Raw genomic sequence first — 18,096 nt, forward strand, 5'->3', positions numbered from 1 at the left:
GCCCGAGAAAGGATCCGCCGCACACATCCGAATTTCCCGCACACCGTTTCGCAGGCGATTCGGTGTGCGGGAAATCAAACGGTGTGCGGCTATCCGGCGGTGGAGCGGAAGCCGCGCAGGCGCAGGCTGTTGCTGACCACGAAGACCGAGGAGAACGCCATGGCGCCGCCGGCGAGCATCGGGTTCAGCAGGCCCGCCATCGCGAGCGGGATCGCCGCCACGTTGTAGGCGAAGGCCCAGAACAGGTTTCCCTTGATGGTGCCGAGTGTCTTGCGGGACAGGCGGATCGCGTCGGCCGCGGCCCGCAGGTCGCCACGGACCAGGGTGAGATCGCTCGCCTCGATGGCGACGTCGGTACCGGTGCCCATGGCCAGGCCGAGATCGGCCTGGGCCAGCGCCGCGGCATCGTTGACGCCGTCGCCGACCATGGCGACCACTTTCCCTTCGGCCTGCAGCCTTTTCACGGTGTCGACCTTGTCCTGCGGCAGCACCTCGGCGATCACCTCGTCGATGCCGACCTGATCGGCGATGGCACGGGCCGCCGCCTTGTTGTCGCCGGTCAGCATGATCGGGGTGAGGCCGAGCGCACGCAGTTGCGAAATCGCCTCGGCCGAGGTCGGTTTCACCGCATCGGCGACCACGAGCACGCCGCGTGCCTTACCGTCCCAGCCCACCGCGACCGCGGTCTTCCCCTCGGCCTCGGCCGCGTGCATCGCCCGCTCCAGGTCGGTGTCCAGGTGCTGCGACCAATCGGCGAGCAGCCTGGCCCGCCCGACGATCACCGCGTGGCCGTCGACCACGCCCTGTACGCCGAGCCCTTCGATATTGGCGAAGCCCTCGACCGCGGGCAGCTCGCCGACCTTGTCCCGCGCGCCCTTGGCGATCGCCTGAGCGATCGGGTGCTCGGACGAATCCTCCAGCGCGCCGGCCAGTTCCAGCAGCCGTCCGGTGTCCTCGCCGTCGGCGGCGACCACGTCGAGCAGCGTCATCCGGCCGGTGGTCACGGTCCCGGTCTTGTCGAGCACGATGGTGTCCACCCGCCGGGTCGACTCCAGCACCTCGGGTCCCTTGATCAGGATGCCGAGTTGCGCACCGCGTCCGGTGCCGACCATCAGCGCGGTCGGCGTGGCCAGCCCGAGGGCGCACGGGCAGGCGATGATCAGCACCGCGACCGCGGCGGTGAAGGCCGCCGCGACGGAACCGCCGGTGCCGAGCCAGAATCCGAGCGTGGCCAGCGACAGCGCGATCACGATCGGCACGAAGATCCCGGAGATTTTGTCGGCCAGCCGCTGCGCCTGCGCCTTGCCGGTCTGCGCGTCCTCGACCAGCTTCGCCATCTGTGCCAGCTGGGTGTCGGCGCCGATCCTGCCGGCGCGCACCACGATCCGGCCGCCGACATTGACCGTCGCGCCGACCACGGTATCCTCGGGCCCGACCTCCACCGGTACCGATTCACCGGTCAGCATGGACGCGTCGACGGCCGAAGACCCCTCGACCACAACACCATCGGTGGCGATCTTCTCCCCGGGACGGACCACGAACCGGTCGCCGACGGCCAACTGCTCCACCGGAATCCGCTGCTCGGTGCCGTTGCGCAGCACCGAAACCTCTTTGGCGCCGAGCTCGAGCAGTGCCCGCAGCGCCGCGCCCGCGCGCCGCTTGGACCTGGCTTCGAAGAAGCGCCCGGCCAGGATGAACGTGGTGACGCCCGCCGCGGCCTCCAGGTAGATGCTGCCTGACCCGTCGGTGCGCGAGATGGTGAATTCGAACGGGTGCGTCATGCCCGGCGTGCCCGCGGTGCCCCAGAACAGCGCGTACAGCGACCAGCCCAGTGCCGCAAGGGTTCCCATCGACACCAGGGTGTCCATGGTCGCGGCGCCGTGGCGCAGGTTGGTCAGCGCCGCGCGGTGGAACGGCAGCGCGCCCCACACCACAACCGGTGCGGCCAGCGTCAGCGAAAGCCACTGCCAGTTGGTGAATTGCAGCGCGGGCACCATCGCCATCGCGATCACCGGAACGGTCAGCGCCAGCGATACCAGCAGCCGGGTGCGCAACGCCGCCGTCGGATCCGGCTCGGCCGCAACCGCTTCGGTGGCCTCGACCTTCGGCGCGGGCAGCGCCGCGGTGTAGCCCGCCTGCTCGACGGTGGCGATCAGCTGTTCCGGTGAGATGTCACCGGTGAAATCGACGCGGGCCTTCTCGGTCGCGTAGTTCACCGTCGCGGTGACACCGTCGAGTTTGTTCAGCTTCTTCTCGATGCGATTGGCGCAGGACGCGCAGGTCATGCCACCGATCACCAATTCGACCTGTCCGGTGGTAGGTGGTGTTGTCGCGGTGGTCATTTCGAGTGCTCCGTTCTGTGCGCGCGAATCCCGTGGTCGGATATCGATTCGGTGTGGTGCGCTTGGATCACCGGCAGTACGTGCGCTGCGGATGATTACTGCTGTTCGTGGCGTCTCGGGCAGTGAGGGGCGACAGCGGTGCACCAGCGCGGCGGACGCGTTGCGGCCGACTCGGTGCGGATCGCCGGTGCGGTGCCGGCTCGCGGCGGTCATCGCTATCTCCCTTCGATGCGAGGTGTGGCCTCAGTGACCGTGGCCGGCCGGTTGCGGTGCGGGTGCTGGGGCGCCGGCGGGCTGTCCGACGGCGACGGTGAATTCGGCTGTGCGCACGACACCCTCGTGCTGGAAGTCGAGGAACAGCCGGTAGTCGCCCGCACTGGGTGCGTTGACGAAGAAGGTGATCCCCGGACCGGGCTGCGTCACGCCGTCACCCGGTGTGCCCTCGGGATGGACGTGCAGGTAGCCGAGGTCGGCTGCCCGCAGCGCCACCAGGTGGCCGTATGCGCCGAGGTAGGGCTGTAAATCGTTGACCGGCTTGCCGTTGCGGCTCACCGAAAGGGTGACCTTCGACGATTGTCCCGGTGCGATGGCGCCGTCCAAGGTGACGGTGTAGTCGCCGACCGTCGCGGTGGTCGCCGGTGCGGGCAGCGGCTGCGGGTCGTAGCCGCCCGAGACCCGAAGGTCGGCACCGAGAGTCAGATTCTCGCCGCCCTCCGGTTTGAAGTCGGCGAAAACCCGGTAGTCCCCGGCGCGGCTGAGATCCAAGGGCACACTCCATGTTCCGCTGCCGTCGAGCGTCGGATGCACGTGCTGGAAGCGGGCCATATCGCGGCGGACCACGATCAGGTGCAGATCCTTGTCGTGGTTGCGGACGTACTTGGTCAGCGGTGCGCCGTTGGCGTCGAGGATCTGGAAGCGCAACGGTGTGTTCGCCGCGGCGGTTGTCTGCGTGGCGGCCAACCGCAGGGTGTAGCCGCCCTCGCTGGCCATCAGCCCCGCGGGGATCTCGTCGGTGCCGGGCTTGGCGCCTGGCCCGCCACCGTGCGCCTGCATGTCGTGCGCGGCCGGTTCGGTCGGCTCCGGGCCGAGTACCGCCCCGGCGGCGAAGGCGATCCCGAAGACCGCCGCGAGGCCGAGGGCGAATCCGGCGAACTTGGTCGAGGCGTTCATCGGGATGCTCCGTTCCTGTTTCGGGGGTTACTCGGCGACTCGGTAGCCGAGCTCGGTGACGGCCGCGGTGACGGTGTCGCGCTCGACCGAGGCGTCGCCATCGACGGTGACCGTGCCGGTGGCCAGGTCCACCTCGACATCGGTGACGCCAGGGAGGCTCTCCACCGCACCGCGCACCTTGTTGGCGCAGCCGCCGCAGGTCATGCCGGAAACGGTGACGGTGATCGCGGTAACAGTGCTGCTCATGGGTTCTTCCTCTCTCCTGTCGGCGGTTCGCTCCGCCGACTGCCTCCGTACCATACCCCCCTAGGGTATTAATCTGTCAACACCTGTGCCGCCACCAATTTCCGGCGCTACCCGTTGCCTGTGCGGGAATGCCACGTCGCGCTCCGGTGCGACGCCGCGCCGGGCGCCAGGCGGCAAGCCCGGCAGTGCACGTCAGGGTCGGTATGTGGGGTCGTAATGGACATCCGTTTCGTGTTCGAGGTCCGCAAGTCTGGTCACGCGTGTGGAGCGTGGTTACTCCCGAAACGATCGGCATGCCACGCTGTGGGGCCCGCTACAAGGCGGGTGCGCACCGGCCCGGCACGCCGGTGTTGGAGGCCGTAGTGGGTTGCTCTTCGTGCCGATGTGCCGATCGGGGTGACGTTCGTGGCTCGGTCGCGATGCCTGGGAAATGGCAAGAGCCCGGCCGACGCCGTGTGTGGGCGTTCGACCGGGCTCTTGGCCTGTTATGTGTCGGTGTGGTGCGCGACGGTTGTGGATAGTCAGGATTCCGCGCTGTAAGTGACCAAGGCCACCGCGGGGGCGGAGACTGCTTGGGCCGCAGCGTCTTCCGTGACCTGGACGTGCAGGAAACCGCCTTCGATCGCGACGCGGACGTCATCGATCTCGCCGACCGGTTGTCCATCGCGGCCGATCAGTGAATAGCCCTCGGCCAGTTGGACTTTGGTGGCGTTGCGCCATTTCGGGGTCATGGCCGGGCCTTTCGGTGCGGTGGGTGCGGCGGCGGGGAAGTCGAGTTCCGGCTGGGCGACGTGGTTGAAGTAGTTGGACAGGATGTTCAGTGCGACATGGCCCACCGTCTCGCTCAATTCGGCATCGCTGACGCCGCGCTTCCTGGCGGAGGCGATGAGCTCGTCGTCGACGCGTCCGCGTGCGCGCAGTACTTCGCTGGCGAAGCGCAGCACCGCGTCCGCGTGCGGATCGTCGGCCCTGGCCTCGCGGGTCGCCGCGATCTGGTTGTCGGTCAAGCCCATCCGGCCCGCGCGCATGGTGTGCGCCGCGACGCAGTAGTCGCAGCCGTTCTCCGCGGCGACGAGAAGGGCCAGCTGTTCGCGGGTGCGCGCGTTGAGTTTGCCCTTGGTCAGCGCGTCGCGGAAGCCGAGGTAACCGCGCAGGGTCGCCGGGCTGTTCGCCATCGCGGCATAGAGGTTCGGGACGCGGCCGAGCTGGCGTTGCACCTCGGTGAGCAGGTCGTTCTGCTCGGCGTCGGCGGTGTCGGTGGAGACGAGGGGTAGCCGGGACATCTGTGCTCCAAGGGTCGAAATCTGGTGGTACCAATCGGTTCCGGAGCAAGACGGTACTGATTGGTACCGTCTCCGTCAAGCGAGACGGTACTGACTGGTGCCGTTCTGCTACGGTGGAGGCATGGCAACACAGGCCAAGCAGCGGTTACTCACCACCGCGGAAGAGTTGTTCTACGCCGAGGGCATCCGTGCGGTCGGGCTCGATCGCCTGCTGCAGGAGTCCGGCGTCGGTCGCGCCTCGTTCTATCGGCACTTCGCCAGCAAGGACGATTTGGTCGTCGCCGTGCTGGAGGGGCGCGATCACCGCTGGCTGGAATGGCTGCGCGAATCCGTCGAAGCGCAGACCGGCGAACCGGCCGAGCGCCCGCTCGCGGTCTTCGACGCGCTCGCGCAACGCTTCGCCCGCAAGGATTTCCGCGGCTGCGCCTTCATCAACACCATGGTCGAGGTGGCCGACCGCGACTCCGCGGCCCACCAGGCCGCCGACCGCCACAAGCGCCGCGTCATCGCCTACCTCACCGAGTTACTCGTGGCCGCCGACCACCCCGACGCCCCCGAGCTGGCCGCCGAATTGGCCCTCCTCGTTGACGGCGCCATTGTCACCGCCGTCCGCGAGGGCACCCCCGACGCCGCCACCCGCGCCCACACCATCGCCGCCCGCCTCCTCGCCACCCCGTGACCGACCGGCACGGCCATTCGGCTCCCTCGCCGAGCGCAGTCGAATGGCCGTGCGACACGCCGTATTCGGCGACCATGTGACTGCGCTCGATCTCGGGTCGGCGTCGTGTGCGCGAGGCGGCCGGATCAGGTGGCGTGCAGGTTGCGGGCGGTGGGGGAGGTTTCGGTGGCGGCGGGGTCGGGGTCGGTGCCGAAGAGGCGGTCGGCGGTGCCGGAGGTGGTGACGGTGAACCAGAAGTGCTCGTTCTTGTAGTGGTGGTGGCGGTGGTTGCGCCAGACCGCGCGGTAGAGGGAGCGCTTCGGTTTGTAATCGGTGTGGATCAGGTAGTGGGTCCACTCGTAGCCGAGGCCGAGCAGGGTGATGGTGAGCAGGAAGGTCAGGCCGAGGCCGGGCCGGGGGAACGCGAACGCCGTGATGGCGAGCAGGACGACGATCACCACGCTCAGCGAACGGGTCGGGATGAAGATCAGCGGGATATCGCGCGGATCCACATGGTGCGCGCGGTGTTTGCGCGCCAGCTCGCTGTCCAGCGGGATCGGGCCGAGCCGCTTCGGGCGCCAATGCAGCACCATGACGTGCACGACCCACTCGAATGCCGGGAACACCGCGAGCATCACCGCGGGCACCAGCGCATCGCTCAACCGCCAGTCGCCCACCATGATTCGGGCGGTCAGTGCGACAACGAGCGCCGTGCCGATCATCCACGGCGAGGGATGCCGGACGAATTCGCGGAACGCGCCGCCGAGGCTGAGCCCGCGCCGCAGCGGCCGCGACAGCGCGGCCTCGTCGCGGCGCACCCGTTCTCTCGCATCGCTCTCGATGCTTGACGCCCGTTCGCGCGCACCGGCGCCGGGTGTGCGTTCGTGCGGGGTGGTGTCGGTATCGGCTATCAGCTCGGTCGTGCCGGTGCTTGGCGCTTGCTGATGTGCGCCGCGGATTCGGCTCGCCGCGTCGAGGGCGATCGGATCTTGGTCGGTGGACTCGGGTTTCGTCATGGTGTTCCTTGTCGGACGGTGCGGGGGACCGCTGGCCTCGGTGGCCTGCGTCAGCCGCGGGTGGTGCGTTGATGGTGTCCGTGCGAGCGGGGCTCAGGTGTTCGGGTTCGTCATGGTGTTCCTCGTCCGACGGTGTGGGGTCCGTTGCGCACGCCGTGGTGGCGGGTGATCACTGCCCGCCGAGGGCGGCGATCAGTGCGGTGGTCGCCGGTTCGAGCAGAGTGCGCGCCTTCTCGGCGGCCAACCCGGGTTTGCCCGCCTCGATGGCGGCGGCCAGTTCGCGGTAGCCGTCGGCATTGCCGACCTCGGCGGACATCAGCGGGGCCAGCGCCGCGAGCGCGGGTTCGTAGGCGGCGCGCAGCATGTTGAACATCAGCCGGAATACGATCGAATCGGCCGCGTCGACCACGTGATCCCAGAACTCGAGCGCGATCCGCTGCTGCGCGATCGGATCACGTTCGGCGGCAAGCGCCGCAACGCTGCTGTCCAATGCCGCACGCACCTCCTCGGGGGCGGACTTGCCGAAGCGCGCGGCGGCGAGCTCGGCCACCTTGGGCCCGTTGTGCAATCGCGCCTCCAGAATGCTGCGTGCCACGCCGGGTTCGAGCTCGCCGGACTGAATCAGCAAGCGCGGCAACACCTCCAGGCCCGCTCCCCGCCGGTAATCGAGCACCGTGGTCGCATCCCCCTGCCGCACCGAAACCAGCCCGGCCTGCGACAGCCGCTGCAACGCCTCGCGCACCGCGGGCCGCGACACCCCGAGCGCTTCGGCCAGCTGCCGCTCGCTCGGCAACGTCGCCCCCGGCGCCAACTCCCCGCTCAGCACCTCCGACGCGATCTGCTCGAAAACATCCGCCGACACCGACCGCTTGACCACAGGTTGCAACGCCATATCCCTACTGTGCCCCGCATTGGCCAGGTGGTCAAGTGGTCAGACCAATTGCGCTGTAGTCCGCCCGAACTGCGCGAGTCCGCCCCGAGCGCCGGAAAACTGTCTGTTCAACCGAGTCGGTCCGCCGTTGAGCTGCGTTGTGTCGGCGGTGCCGAGGGGAATCCTGTCGGCTGGACCGTCGACGGTTCTGCGATATGGCGCTGGGGCGTGGAGTCGGCTGGGCGGACGGTTTTGCGGGGAAACTGTCCGTTCAGCCGAGTCCGGGCGGGTGAATAGGTGCGGATGACTTCGTCGCCGCGTCAGCCGTCGTCGACCGCGGGTTGCGGCGCTGTCCCCGGGTATCGGCCGTGGTGTCCGGTCCGCCGAGTCTCGTCGGGCGACAGGGGCGCTTGTGGCGCCGCGGAATTGGTGGTGGTCAGCTCGGGTCGGAGCCGCGGATGGCGGCGAGCCAGGTGGTGGTTGCGGCGGCGACGAGGGTGGTGCACGCGAAGGTGGGGAGGCCACCTCCTATTACGTAGATCCACAGGAGAGCGGCGAAAGGGGCGGCTACGGCGGATTGGGCGTCGAGGAGGAGGCGGCGCGGGAGGCGGGTGGCGCGGGTGGCCAGGGTCGGGGCGTCCGGGGCGGGGCGGGCGGGGTTGTCGAGGAGGCGGCCGGGGGGTTCGGTGTCGCGTGCTCGGCCCGAGGGGTAGAGAGTGCCGTCCGTGATGCGGAGGAGGCGGGGTGATACGCGAGCGGTGCTGGTGGTCAGCTCGAGCAGGGCGGGGTCGAAATAGACCGGTAGCCAGCGGGTTTCGGTGGGGGTGGTGATTTCCAGCCAGGAGCGGCTGACCAGGCGGTGCTGCTGGCGCACCCGTTTGATCTCGGCGGGGCCCTCGGGCAGACCGTTGGGTAGGTGGCCGAGGGCGGTGGCGAGGCGCAGCGCCGTATATCCGATGATGCCGAGAGCCACCGTGACCAGGCCCGCGAGCTGGTCCAGATCGGCGAACGGCGCCACGGCGAGGCAGATCACCATGGCGCCGATCGTCACGAGGATCGGATAGGCCAGCGGGCGGCCCGATCCGAATGTCACTTCAGGAAGCCGACTTTCGTGTAGTCGGTGGAGGCGAGCCCGAACGCGCCGTAGTTGGCGAGGTTCTCGCGCACGGCGACGGTGCCCGGCCCTTGGGTGAGCGGCAGCGAGAAGCCTTCCTCGAAGATCATCTTGTCGACCTTGTTCGCGAGCTCGATCGCCTTCTCCGGATCGAGTTCGGCGAGGGTCTGATTGATCAGCGCGTTGAGCTCGGGGCTGCCGATCCTGCCCTTGTTGCTGAGCCGATTGGCCGGATCGTATGCGTAGATCTGCGGCAGCGCCCCGAGCGGGAAAATGCTCTTCTGCCAGACGAAATTGACGATATCGAAGTTGCCGGGGTCGACGACGTCGGTGAAGAGGCCGTTTCCGGGATAGGTCTCGATGATCAGCTTGACGCCGACCTTCGCCAGGTTCTGCTGCGCGATCTGGGCGATCTGCACCCAGCTGTCGGCCTTGTACATCACATTCCGGATTTCGAGCTTGCGCCCATCCTTCTCCCTGACGTCGCCGTTGAGCTTCCAGCCGAGCGCGTCGAGGTCGCGCGCGGCCTGCTCAGGATCGAAGGCCACCGACTGCGCGTTGTCCTGATAACCCTTCTGCCCCACCAGATACAGATGGTTGTTCAGTGGCTTCGGATCCTGCACCACGCCCTGCTGGCTCGCGATCGCGATGCTCTGCCGGTCGATCGCCTTCGAAATGGCAACGCGCAGCTTGGGATCGGCGAGGATCGAGCCGGGCGCGCCGTTGAAGGTCATATGGGTGAAGGTGAGTCCCGGCGCTCGGCGCACTTTGATGCTCGGGCTATTGGAAGCCGCCTTCACCTCATCGATTCCGGTGAGGCCGGAGTAGTCGAGTTCGTTGTTCTGCACTGCGTTCAGCCAAGCGGAACGATCGAGCACGCTGAAGGTGACAGTGTCCAACTTGGGCTTGTCGCCCCACCACTTCGGGTTGCGCCCCAGCACAATTCGCTGCCCGCCCCGGTCGACCGAGGTGATCATGAACGGTCCAGATGACAGCGGGAGCCCGTTGCGGTCGGCATCGTTGAACGTCTGTGGCGTCGCCATCGTCGACTTGGGGTACAGCGGGTTGAACAGCCCGCGCCACTCCGCGTAGTGCTTACCGAAGGTGACGATGGCTTGGCGATCGTCGACACCCCGCTCGACTCGGTCGACCTGGCTGTAGCCGTGTGTCGCCGAGACCAGGAAGTTGTTATTGCGCCCGTTCAACGCGTTGAACTGGGTGGCGAGATCCTCCCAGGTGATCGGACTGCCGTCGGACCAGACTGCCTTCGGATTGATCGTGTAGGTGACTTGCTGTGGGCTCGTGTTGGTGAGCTGCATGTCGGTGAAGTAGTTCTTGTCGACAGTCAGTTCACCGGCCGCGTTCGAAGTCAGCGTGCCGGGCATTGCCCAGCCGATCAGCTCGGCGGCCTCACCGTCCGCATCCACGTGTAGCGCGTTGAAGGTGGCTGGGAAGTTGGTCATCGGCAACCGCAGATTCCCGCCGTCGCGCAGGTCCGCAGGGTCGTGCGGGTTGATATCACTACTCGACCCGACGGTGCTCGTCCCCTCCTGCACGGTGGTGTCATCACCACAGCCCGCCAGGATCAGGGCGAGTGCCGCCGCGGGCGCCACGAACCGCAAAGTGCCACGCAGTCTGCTCATTTCACGAATCCGATCTTGGTGTAGTCGTAGGACGCCAGGCCCGCGGAACCGAAGTTGGCGAGCGCGGCGCGCACGCCCCAGCTGCCGTCGGACTGGGTCAGCGGCAGGGAGTGTCCCTCTTCGAAGACCTTGCGGTCCACCTCGTTCGCCAATTCGATCGCCTTCTTCGGATCCAGTTCCGCCACTGTACGGTCGATCAGCGCGTTCAGCTCCGGTGAACCGATGCGGCCGAAGTTGGCCTGCAGGTTATCGGGGTAGTAAGCGTAGATCTGCGGGATATTGGACAGCGGGAACGCGTCACCCTGGAAGGTGAACTGCACGGCGTCGAAATCGCCAGGCTGCACCACGTCGGTGAAGAACTTCGCGGCGGCTTTGGTGTCGATCACCAGCTTGACGCCGACGCGCGCCAGGTTCTGCTGGATGATCTGGGCGATCTGCACCCAGGTCGGATCGTTGTACATGACGTCGCGGATGATCAGCTTGCGGCCTTCCCTTTCGCGGACGTCACCGTTGAGCTTCCAGCCGAGCGCGTCGAGTTCCCGTGCGGCGGCATCGGGATCGAAGCCGAGGCTGTTGTCCCGATAGCCCTCCTGGCCCTGCACGTACACGTGATTGTCGAGCGGTTTCGGGTTCTCGACGAGACCGTTCTGGGTTGCGCTCGCGATCCCCTGCCGGTCGATCGCCTTCGAAATGGCTACGCGCACCTTCGGATCGGCCAGGATCGAGCCCGGTGCGCCGTTGAACGTGATGTGCCGCCAGCGAACTCCGGGTGCGCGGCGGATGGTGACACCCGGGACGTTGCGCAGGTTGCGCACATCGTCGACGGTGGAGAGCAGCGCCGCGTCGAGCTCGTTGTTCTGCACGGCGGCGGTCCAGGTCGCCCGGTCGAGCACGCTGAAGGTGATGGTGTCCAGCTTGGGCGGCGCGCCCCACCATTTCGGGTTGCGGCCCAGCACGATTCGGCCCTGCCCGCGATCGGTGGACCGCACCGAGAACGGGCCCGAGGTGAGGCCCATACCGTCCACCAGGCTCTTGTTGAACGAATCCGGGTCGGCGGTCACCGATTTCGGGAACAGCGACTGATTACCGGCGAACTGGCCGCGCCATTCGGCGTAGGGCTGCTTGAAGGTGAGTATCGCTTGGCGGTCGTCGACGCCGCGGTCGACCTTCGCGACCAGATCGAAGCCGTTGGAGATGGCGATCAGGAAGCCCTTGTCGGCGCCGCTGAGCGCATATGCCTGGGAGCGGATGTCCTCCCAGGTGATCGGGCTGCTGTCGGACCAGACCGCCTTCGGGTTGATCGTGTAGGTGACCTGCTGCGGGCTGGTGCCGGTCAGCGCGATATCGGTGAAGTAGTCGGTGTTGATCGAGAGTTTGCCCGCCGCATCGGTATCGAACGAGCGCGGCATGAGCGGGCGTTCGATATCGGCGATCTCGCCCTCGCCGCCGTCGATGGACAATGTGTTCCAGTTGGCAGGGAAGGAGGTCGTCGCCAGCCGCAGGTTGCCGCCCTCACGCACCTGGTCGAGCGGGGTGGGGTTGATGTCGTTGGTGGTGCCGATCGCGTCCGACCGGCCCTGTGCCGAATCGTCGCCGGCACCGCATCCCGAAGCGATCAGGCCGATTGCGACGAGGGGGACGGCCCACCGGATTCCGTTCGATCGGACTCGCACGACGCTCTCCTCGCTCGCGGCTGGACTATCGGCACCGGCACGGCTTCGATCAGGGACCGGGTGTACTCGTGCTGCGGGTCGGTGAAAATCGTCTCGGCCCGGCCGGATTCGACGATCTTGCCGCGATACATCACGGCGATGTCGTGGGCCAGGTTGCGCACCACCGAAAGATCGTGCGAGACGAACAGATAGGACAGGCCGCGTTCGGTCTGCAAGTCGCGCAGCAGATTCAGCACACCGGCCTGAATGGAGACGTCGAGTGAGGACACCGGCTCGTCGAGGACGAGCAGTTCCGGTTCGAGCGCGAGCGCCCTGGCGATGCTGATGCGCTGCTTCTGGCCGCCGGAGAAGTCGGCCGGGTAGCGGTCGGCGTGTTCGGGACGCAGGCCGACCAGGTCGAGCAGTTCCGGTACCCGGCGCTGGATTTCGGCCTGCGGTCTGCCGTCGATGCGCAGCGGCTCGGCGAGCACGTCGAAGACCGGCAGGCGCGGATCGAGCGAGGCGGTCGGATCCTGGAAGACGATCTGCATCTTCCTGCGGATCTCGCGCCTGCGTGCCTTGGTGAGGGTCGCGATATCGCTGCCCATGATCTCGATGCTGCCCTGCTCGGGGCGCACCAGGTCGAGGATCTGGGTGAGCGCGGTGGACTTCCCGGAGCCGGACTCGCCGACCAGCGCCAGCGTACGGCCCGCGCGCACCTCGAAGCTGATGCCGTCGACGGCGCGTATCTCGCCGGTGCGGCGGCGGAACACCACACCCGAGGTGATCGGGAAGGTCTTCACCAGATCCGAAACGCGCAGCACCACATGGGCATCGGTCTCGGCGGTGGTCTCCGGCTCGCCGATCTCGCGGCGGTATGCCTCGAACAGCTCGGCCGAGCCGACCTCGGCGGTGCGGATGCAGGCCGCCGCGTGGCCGAGGTTGGTCATCTCCAAAGGCGGTTCGGCGGCCCGGCATTCGTCGATCGCGATCGGGCAGCGCGGCGCGAACGAGCAGCCGGGCGGCAGCGCGTGCATGGCGGGCGGTGCGCCGACGATCGGAATCAGCGGTGACCTGGCCGGGCCGTCCATCCGCGGGATGGAGCCGAGCAGGCCGACCGTGTACGGCATCCGGGGCGCGGTGAAAAGCTCAGTGGCGGTGGCGGTTTCGACGATCTTGCCCGCGTACATCACCGCGACCCGGTCGGCGATGGTCGCGGCGATGCCCATGTCGTGGGTGATCATCACGACGCCGGCGCCGGTGATATCGCGCGCCTTGCGCAGCAGGTTCAGTATTTGTTTCTGCACCGTCACGTCGAGCGCGGTGGTCGGCTCGTCGCAGATGATCAGCGCGGGATCGTTGGCGATGGCCATCGCGATGACGACGCGCTGGCGCATACCCCCGGAGAACTCGTGCGGAAAAGCCTTGGCGCGCACGGCCGCATCGGGAATCCCGACCAGCTCCAGCAGCTCGACCGCCCGAGCGGCGGCCTCCTTGCGGTTCATCGTGCCGTGCGCCAGCAGCGCTTCGGCGACCTGCTCGCCCACCCGGTACACCGGGGTCAGCGCCGAGAGCGGATCCTGGAACACCATGCTGACGGATCTGCCGCGCAGCCGGGACAGTTCGCGATCGCCGAGCCCGAGCAGTTCGCGCCCGCGCAGCCGGATCGAGCCGCTGATCCTGGCCTGTTCGGGCAGCAGCCCCATCACCGCGAGCGAGGACACCGACTTGCCCGAGCCGGATTCACCGACGATGGCGAGCACCTCACCCTCGGATACGGTGTAGCCGACCCCGCGTACCGCCTCGATCCTGCCCTCTTCGCTGGGGAAGGACACTCGCAGCTCGGAGACCTCCAACAGCGGTGCCGTCGAGGTCTTTTCGAGCCCCACCTGCCCCGTCACGCTGTGCCTTTCGGAGCATGAGCGGAGCCCTGCGTGGTGACGCTGCGCTGCCGCCTCCGGGCCTGATCGCTCATGCTGTGCCTTTCGTAGCATGAGCGGAGCCCTGCGTGGTGACGCTGCGCTGCCGCCTCCGGGCCTGACCGCTCATGCTGGGGTCCTTCTTCCATGCGCGCGCCCGCTTGGCGCCGGGATCGAAGGCGTCGCGCAGGCCGTCGCCGACCAGGTTGGCGCACAGCACGATCAGCACGAGCAGTCCGCCCGCGAACATGTACAGCCATGGCGAGGTGAGCGCGGAGCCGGTGCCGCGCTGAATCAACGTGCCGAGCGAGATATCCGGTGGTTGCACACCGAATCCCAGGTAGCTCAAACCGGTTTCGGCCAGAATCGCCGAGCCGACGGTCAGCGTGACGTCGATGATCAGGATCGACGCGATGTTCGGCAGCACGTGGCTGACGATGACCGTCCTGGTCGGCGCGCCCATATACCGTGCCGCCCTGATGAATTCGCGTTCGCGCAGGCTCTGCGTCAACCCGCGCACCATCCGCGCGCTGATCATCCAGCCGAAGACGCTGAGCAGCAGGATCAGCAGTGCGATGGATCCGCTGCCCTTGGTGCGCGGCGCGAACAGCGCGATGATGATGAAGCTCGGCACCACGAGCAGCAGGTCTACCAGCCACATGATGGCCCGGTCGGTCCAGCCGCCGAGCAGCCCGGCCACCGAACCGGCGAGCGCGGCCAGTGTGGTCGATATCAGCGCGACACAGAACCCGATCAGCATCGACTTCTGTAGTCCGCGCACCGTCTGCGCCAGCACATCCTGGCCGATCTGGTTGGTGCCGAACAGATGTCGCGCGCTCGGTGGCTTGTGGTAGTAGGCCGCGGTGTCCTGCTCCTGGTAGTTCCACGGCAGGAAGTGCGGCAGTACGAGGCTGGCGATGAACAGCGCGATCAGCACGATCGCGGCGATCACCGCGGCCCGGTTGCGCAGGAACCGCCGCCAGACGAGTTTGCGCCTGCCCGCGGCGCTGACGCGCGGCGCGCCCTGGACGATGATCTCGGCTTCTGTCATCCCACACGCACCCGGGGATCGAGGATCGCGTACACGATGTCGGACAGCAGGCCGGACACCAGCACGACCAGGCCGACGAACGAGGTCACCGTCACCACCACGTAGAGGTCCTGCGTATTGATGGAATCGACGAGCCACTCGCCGACGCCGTGCCAGCCGAAGATCTTCTCGGTGAACGTCGCGCCGGTGATCAACCCGCCGAAGCTGTAGGCGAACAGCGTCGCCATCGGGATCAGCGCGGTGCGCAGCCCGTGCTTGTACAGCGCCTTGTTCCTGGTCAGGCCCTTGGCCCGCGCGGTGCGGATGAAATCGCTCTGCAGTACATCGAGCATGGCGTTGCGCTGGTAGCGGCTGTAGCCCGCCATGGTGCCGAGCGCGAGCGCCAGCGTCGGCAGGATCAGATGCTGCAACCGGTCGAGCAGCTGCGGGCCGAGGCCGGAGATCGCATTCGCCGACGTCTCACCGGTATAGAGGATCAGCTGCTTGCCCGCCGCCATATTGATCTCCAGCGCACCGTATTTCAGCAGGTTGGCGAGCAGGAACACCGGCGTGCTCAGCAGCAGCAGCGCCAGCACGGTGGTGAAGTAGTCGCTGAACTTGTACTGCCTGATCGCCCCCGCCGCGCCGATCAGCACGCCGAGCACGGTGCCGACCAGCGCACCGGCGATCAGCAGCCGCAGGCTCACCCCGATCCGGCGCGGCAGCTCGTCGCTGACCGGCTGACCGGCCAGTGTCGTGCCGAAATCGCCGTGCGCCACACCTTTCAGCCAGGTGACATACCGCTCTGGAATCGGATCGTCCAGATGCAGCTCGGCGGCCTTCGCGTCGATCACCGCCTGCGGCGGGCGCGGGCTGCGCTGCTCGTAGCTCTCCAGCGGGTTGAATGTCAGCGAGGTCAGGCTGAAGGTCAGGAACGAAGCCAGCAGCAACAGCACCGCATAGTTCAGCGCGCGTCGCAGCAAGAAGCCGGTCATCTGTCCTCACCAGCGTGGTCGGGGGTATCGGTTGGGTTTCCGGCCTAAATCATAGGGACGCGCCCGCGATCGCGGGCGCCACGCGGACATTCGGCATGTCCTCTATCCTGGCGGAATAGCGGCAACCAGCCGGTCGAGAGGGGGACTTGTGAGTTATCCGCAGGGGTACGATCCGTACCCGCAGCAGGTGTACAACGCGCCGAAGCCGAATGGTGGCACCGCGATCGCGGCCGGCGTGCTTGCCTGCCTCGGCTGTATTCCGCACCTGTTCAGCGGCGTATTCAGCATCATCCTCGCGGTCACCGATATCGCCAGCGACCTGACCGACTACGACACGACCGGGCTGTTCTCGAAGGGCTGGTTCCGTCCCTACTTCTTCGTGGTCGGTGTGGTCGGCGTTCTGGTCGGTGTCGCGCTCGGCGTTGGTGCGGTCGCGCTGTTCCTCAGGAAGTCGTTCGGGCGCACGCTCATCGTCATCGCGTGTGTCGCGGTGGTGCTGTTGCAGGTGGTGGGGTATGTGTTCACCGCGGGCCTCGAAACCTCCAGCACCGCGTTGACCACCGGTCTGTCCGGATTCATCGGGCTGATCTTCCCCGTGATAACCGCCGTCCTCGCGCTGCTGCCGTTGACGACGCGCTGGCTGAACTACACGCCGCCCGCGGTGTATCCGGGACCGGCGGCCGGATATCCGGGCGCGATTCCGCCGTACCCGGGTGCCGGATACCCGGGGGCCGCTCCGTCGCCGTATTCCGGCGCGCCTGCTTCGCCGTATCCAGGTGCGACCCCCGCGCCGTATCCAGGGGCGTCACCGTATCCGCCGTACCCGGGTGGCGCACCGGCGTATCCGGGCGCATCGCCGCAGCCGGGGACAACGCCGTATCCGGGTGCGGCCGTACCGAATTCCGGCGCATCGCCATGGGCGGGCACTACGCCGTACCCCGGTGCGACACCGAATCCCGATGCGACGCGGCTGAATCCCGATGCGACAACGCTGAATCCCGACGCGACACGGGTCAATTCCGACGCGACGACCCTGAATCAGGATGCGACGACGCGGTTCGAACCCGCACCGCCGAATCCCGATCAGCGGCCCGGCAGCACCCCTTCGCTCACCAAGCCCACGCCCACCCCCGAGGACGAGACCTGGCGTCGCCCGTCCTAGCCTCCGACCTTTCGGGCAGGATGGAATAGGTGACACCTTTGCACCTGCCCAAGCCCAAACTGGTGGCCACCGATGTCGACGGCACCCTGATCGACCACGACGAACGGGTCACGCCACGCACCAAGGCCGCGGTCGACGCGCTGATCGCCGACGGTGTGCCGTTCGTCCTCGCCACCGGGCGGCCACCCCGCTGGATCGATCCGGTAGTGGACGGGCTCGGGTACGCGCCGCTGTGCGTCTGCGGCAACGGTGCGGTCATCTACGACAGTGCGAGCGATCGGGTGCTCGCCAGCCGGACCCTGGATGTCGAGACGCTGGCCTGGATCGCGGACCTGGCCGAAAACGCGCTGCCCGGTTGCGGTTTGGCCGCCGAGCGGGTCGGTGAACGCGCGCACGACGCGGTGACGCCGCAGTTCGTCAGCTCACCCGCCTACGAGCACGCCTGGCTGAACCCGGACGACACCATGGTCTCGCGCGCCGAGGTGATCGAGGCGCCCGCCATCAAGATGCTGATCCGGCTACGTGGCACGCTCAGCGGCGACATGCGCGCGGTGCTCGCCCCGCTCATCGGTGACCGCGCCGATATCACCTACTCCACCGATCACGGGCTGATCGAACTGTCCGCGCCCGGCGTCACCAAGGCCTCCGGGCTGGCCACCGTGGCGCAGCGGCTCGGCGTCGAACATCCCTCGATCATCGCGTTCGGCGATATGCCCAACGACGTACCCATGCTGACCATGGCCGGGCGCGGCGTCGCCATGGCCAACGCGCACCCGGAGGCGCTCGCGGCCGCGGACGAGGTCACGGCGGCGAACTCCGAGGACGGGGTGGCCCGGGTGCTCGAACGCTGGTGGTATTGAGCTGTGTTGAATTTGCGCCGCCTGCGGCGGCGCGTGTTGGCGGCCCGTCTCGCATCCGAGCGGCCGAGACTCGCGCCTGCGGCGCATGCGCTTCGGCCACTCGGATGCGAGACGGGCCGCCAACGGTCGCTCGTA

General features: G+C 67.6%; 15 protein-coding genes. 3 read left to right on the top strand and 12 right to left on the bottom strand.

What is annotated here, in order from left to right; translation table 11 throughout:
- Positions 1-89 precede the first annotated feature (89 nt).
- The 4 genes from ACIG5A_RS24905 to ACIG5A_RS24920 form a co-directional block, all read right to left on the bottom strand.
- The gene (locus ACIG5A_RS24905) at positions 90-2,342 is read right to left on the bottom strand and encodes a heavy metal translocating P-type ATPase (protein ID WP_397243876.1); all 2,253 of its coding nucleotides are present in this window, start codon (positions 2,340-2,342) and stop codon (positions 90-92) included.
- Positions 2,343-2,585: 243 nt separating this feature from the next.
- Positions 2,586-3,512, bottom strand: coding sequence for a hypothetical protein (locus tag ACIG5A_RS24910; RefSeq protein WP_397243878.1), 927 nt, complete (start codon positions 3,510-3,512; stop codon positions 2,586-2,588).
- A gap of 27 nt (positions 3,513-3,539) precedes the next feature.
- Positions 3,540-3,758: a heavy metal-associated domain-containing protein gene (locus ACIG5A_RS24915; protein ID WP_397243880.1), complete on the bottom strand. Its 219-nt coding sequence runs from the start codon at positions 3,756-3,758 to the stop codon at positions 3,540-3,542.
- Positions 3,759-4,279: 521 nt separating this feature from the next.
- Positions 4,280-5,041 carry a carboxymuconolactone decarboxylase family protein gene (locus ACIG5A_RS24920; protein WP_397243882.1) on the bottom strand — a complete coding sequence of 254 codons (762 nt, stop codon included), beginning with the start codon at positions 5,039-5,041 and terminating at the stop codon, positions 4,280-4,282.
- A 121-nt stretch (positions 5,042-5,162) separates the two neighbouring features.
- Here ACIG5A_RS24920 and ACIG5A_RS24925 point away from each other — a divergent pair, with 121 nt between their 5' ends.
- A complete protein-coding gene (locus tag ACIG5A_RS24925; RefSeq protein WP_397243884.1) occupies positions 5,163-5,720 on the top strand; it encodes a TetR/AcrR family transcriptional regulator in 558 nt (185 codons plus the stop codon).
- Positions 5,721-5,845: 125 nt separating this feature from the next.
- Here ACIG5A_RS24925 and ACIG5A_RS24930 read toward each other — a convergent pair whose 3' ends face one another.
- The 8 genes from ACIG5A_RS24930 to ACIG5A_RS24965 all read right to left on the bottom strand — a co-directional run bounded on the left by ACIG5A_RS24930 (position 5,846) and on the right by ACIG5A_RS24965 (position 15,939).
- Positions 5,846-6,421: a sterol desaturase family protein gene (locus tag ACIG5A_RS24930; protein ID WP_397244003.1), complete on the bottom strand. Its 576-nt coding sequence runs from the start codon at positions 6,419-6,421 to the stop codon at positions 5,846-5,848.
- Positions 6,422-6,884: 463 nt separating this feature from the next.
- The gene (locus ACIG5A_RS24935; protein WP_397243886.1) at positions 6,885-7,607 is read right to left on the bottom strand and encodes a FadR/GntR family transcriptional regulator; all 723 of its coding nucleotides are present in this window, start codon (positions 7,605-7,607) and stop codon (positions 6,885-6,887) included.
- Between the two features lie 415 nt (positions 7,608-8,022).
- On the bottom strand, positions 8,023-8,619 hold the full coding sequence (locus ACIG5A_RS24940; RefSeq protein WP_397244005.1) for a hypothetical protein: 597 nt from the start codon (positions 8,617-8,619) through the stop codon (positions 8,023-8,025).
- 56 nt (positions 8,620-8,675) lie between these two features.
- Positions 8,676-10,343: an ABC transporter family substrate-binding protein gene (locus ACIG5A_RS24945; protein WP_397243888.1), complete on the bottom strand. Its 1,668-nt coding sequence runs from the start codon at positions 10,341-10,343 to the stop codon at positions 8,676-8,678.
- On the bottom strand, positions 10,340-12,016 hold the full coding sequence (locus tag ACIG5A_RS24950) for an ABC transporter family substrate-binding protein (protein ID WP_397243890.1): 1,677 nt from the start codon (positions 12,014-12,016) through the stop codon (positions 10,340-10,342). Before ACIG5A_RS24950 ends, ACIG5A_RS24945 begins: the two co-directional genes overlap by 4 nt.
- Complete coding sequence (locus tag ACIG5A_RS24955; protein ID WP_397243892.1) at positions 11,959-13,896, bottom strand: ABC transporter ATP-binding protein; 1,938 nt, start codon at positions 13,894-13,896, stop codon at positions 11,959-11,961. The genes ACIG5A_RS24950 and ACIG5A_RS24955 overlap by 58 nt, the downstream gene beginning before the upstream one ends.
- Before the next feature lie 70 nt (positions 13,897-13,966).
- A complete protein-coding gene (locus ACIG5A_RS24960) occupies positions 13,967-14,965 on the bottom strand; it encodes an ABC transporter permease (protein ID WP_397243894.1) in 999 nt (332 codons plus the stop codon).
- A complete protein-coding gene (locus tag ACIG5A_RS24965; RefSeq protein ID WP_397243896.1) occupies positions 14,962-15,939 on the bottom strand; it encodes an ABC transporter permease in 978 nt (325 codons plus the stop codon). The genes ACIG5A_RS24960 and ACIG5A_RS24965 overlap by 4 nt, the downstream gene beginning before the upstream one ends.
- 148 nt (positions 15,940-16,087) lie before the next feature.
- Here ACIG5A_RS24965 and ACIG5A_RS24970 point away from each other — a divergent pair, with 148 nt between their 5' ends.
- Both ACIG5A_RS24970 and ACIG5A_RS24975 read left to right on the top strand, forming a co-directional pair.
- Entirely contained in the window at positions 16,088-17,101 is a 1,014-nt protein-coding gene (locus ACIG5A_RS24970; protein ID WP_397243898.1) for a hypothetical protein, read from the top strand.
- Positions 17,102-17,130: 29 nt separating this feature from the next.
- Complete coding sequence (locus ACIG5A_RS24975) at positions 17,131-17,961, top strand: HAD family hydrolase (protein ID WP_397243900.1); 831 nt, start codon at positions 17,131-17,133, stop codon at positions 17,959-17,961.
- Positions 17,962-18,096: the final 135 nt, after the last annotated feature.

This window comes from Nocardia sp. NPDC052566 (assembly GCF_044547285.1).
In the GTDB taxonomy this organism is placed as follows: Bacteria; Actinomycetota; Actinomycetes; order Mycobacteriales; family Mycobacteriaceae; genus Nocardia.

Bases quoted from the DNA above. Each gene is read 5' to 3' on its own strand.
- ACIG5A_RS24905 (WP_397243876.1), bottom strand. From the start codon at position 2,342: ATGACCACCGCGACAACACCACCTACCACCGGACAGGTCGAATTGGTG.
- ACIG5A_RS24910 (WP_397243878.1), bottom strand. From the start codon at position 3,512: ATGAACGCCTCGACCAAGTTCGCCGGATTCGCCCTCGGCCTCGCGGCG.
- ACIG5A_RS24915 (WP_397243880.1), bottom strand. From the start codon at position 3,758: ATGAGCAGCACTGTTACCGCGATCACCGTCACCGTTTCCGGCATGACC.
- ACIG5A_RS24920 (WP_397243882.1), bottom strand. From the start codon at position 5,041: ATGTCCCGGCTACCCCTCGTCTCCACCGACACCGCCGACGCCGAGCAG.
- ACIG5A_RS24925 (WP_397243884.1), top strand. From the start codon at position 5,163: ATGGCAACACAGGCCAAGCAGCGGTTACTCACCACCGCGGAAGAGTTG.
- ACIG5A_RS24930 (WP_397244003.1), bottom strand. From the start codon at position 6,421: ATGATCGGCACGGCGCTCGTTGTCGCACTGACCGCCCGAATCATGGTG.
- ACIG5A_RS24935 (WP_397243886.1), bottom strand. From the start codon at position 7,607: ATGGCGTTGCAACCTGTGGTCAAGCGGTCGGTGTCGGCGGATGTTTTC.
- ACIG5A_RS24945 (WP_397243888.1), bottom strand. From the start codon at position 10,343: ATGAGCAGACTGCGTGGCACTTTGCGGTTCGTGGCGCCCGCGGCGGCA.
- ACIG5A_RS24960 (WP_397243894.1), bottom strand. From the start codon at position 14,965: ATGACAGAAGCCGAGATCATCGTCCAGGGCGCGCCGCGCGTCAGCGCC.
- ACIG5A_RS24965 (WP_397243896.1), bottom strand. From the start codon at position 15,939: ATGACCGGCTTCTTGCTGCGACGCGCGCTGAACTATGCGGTGCTGTTG.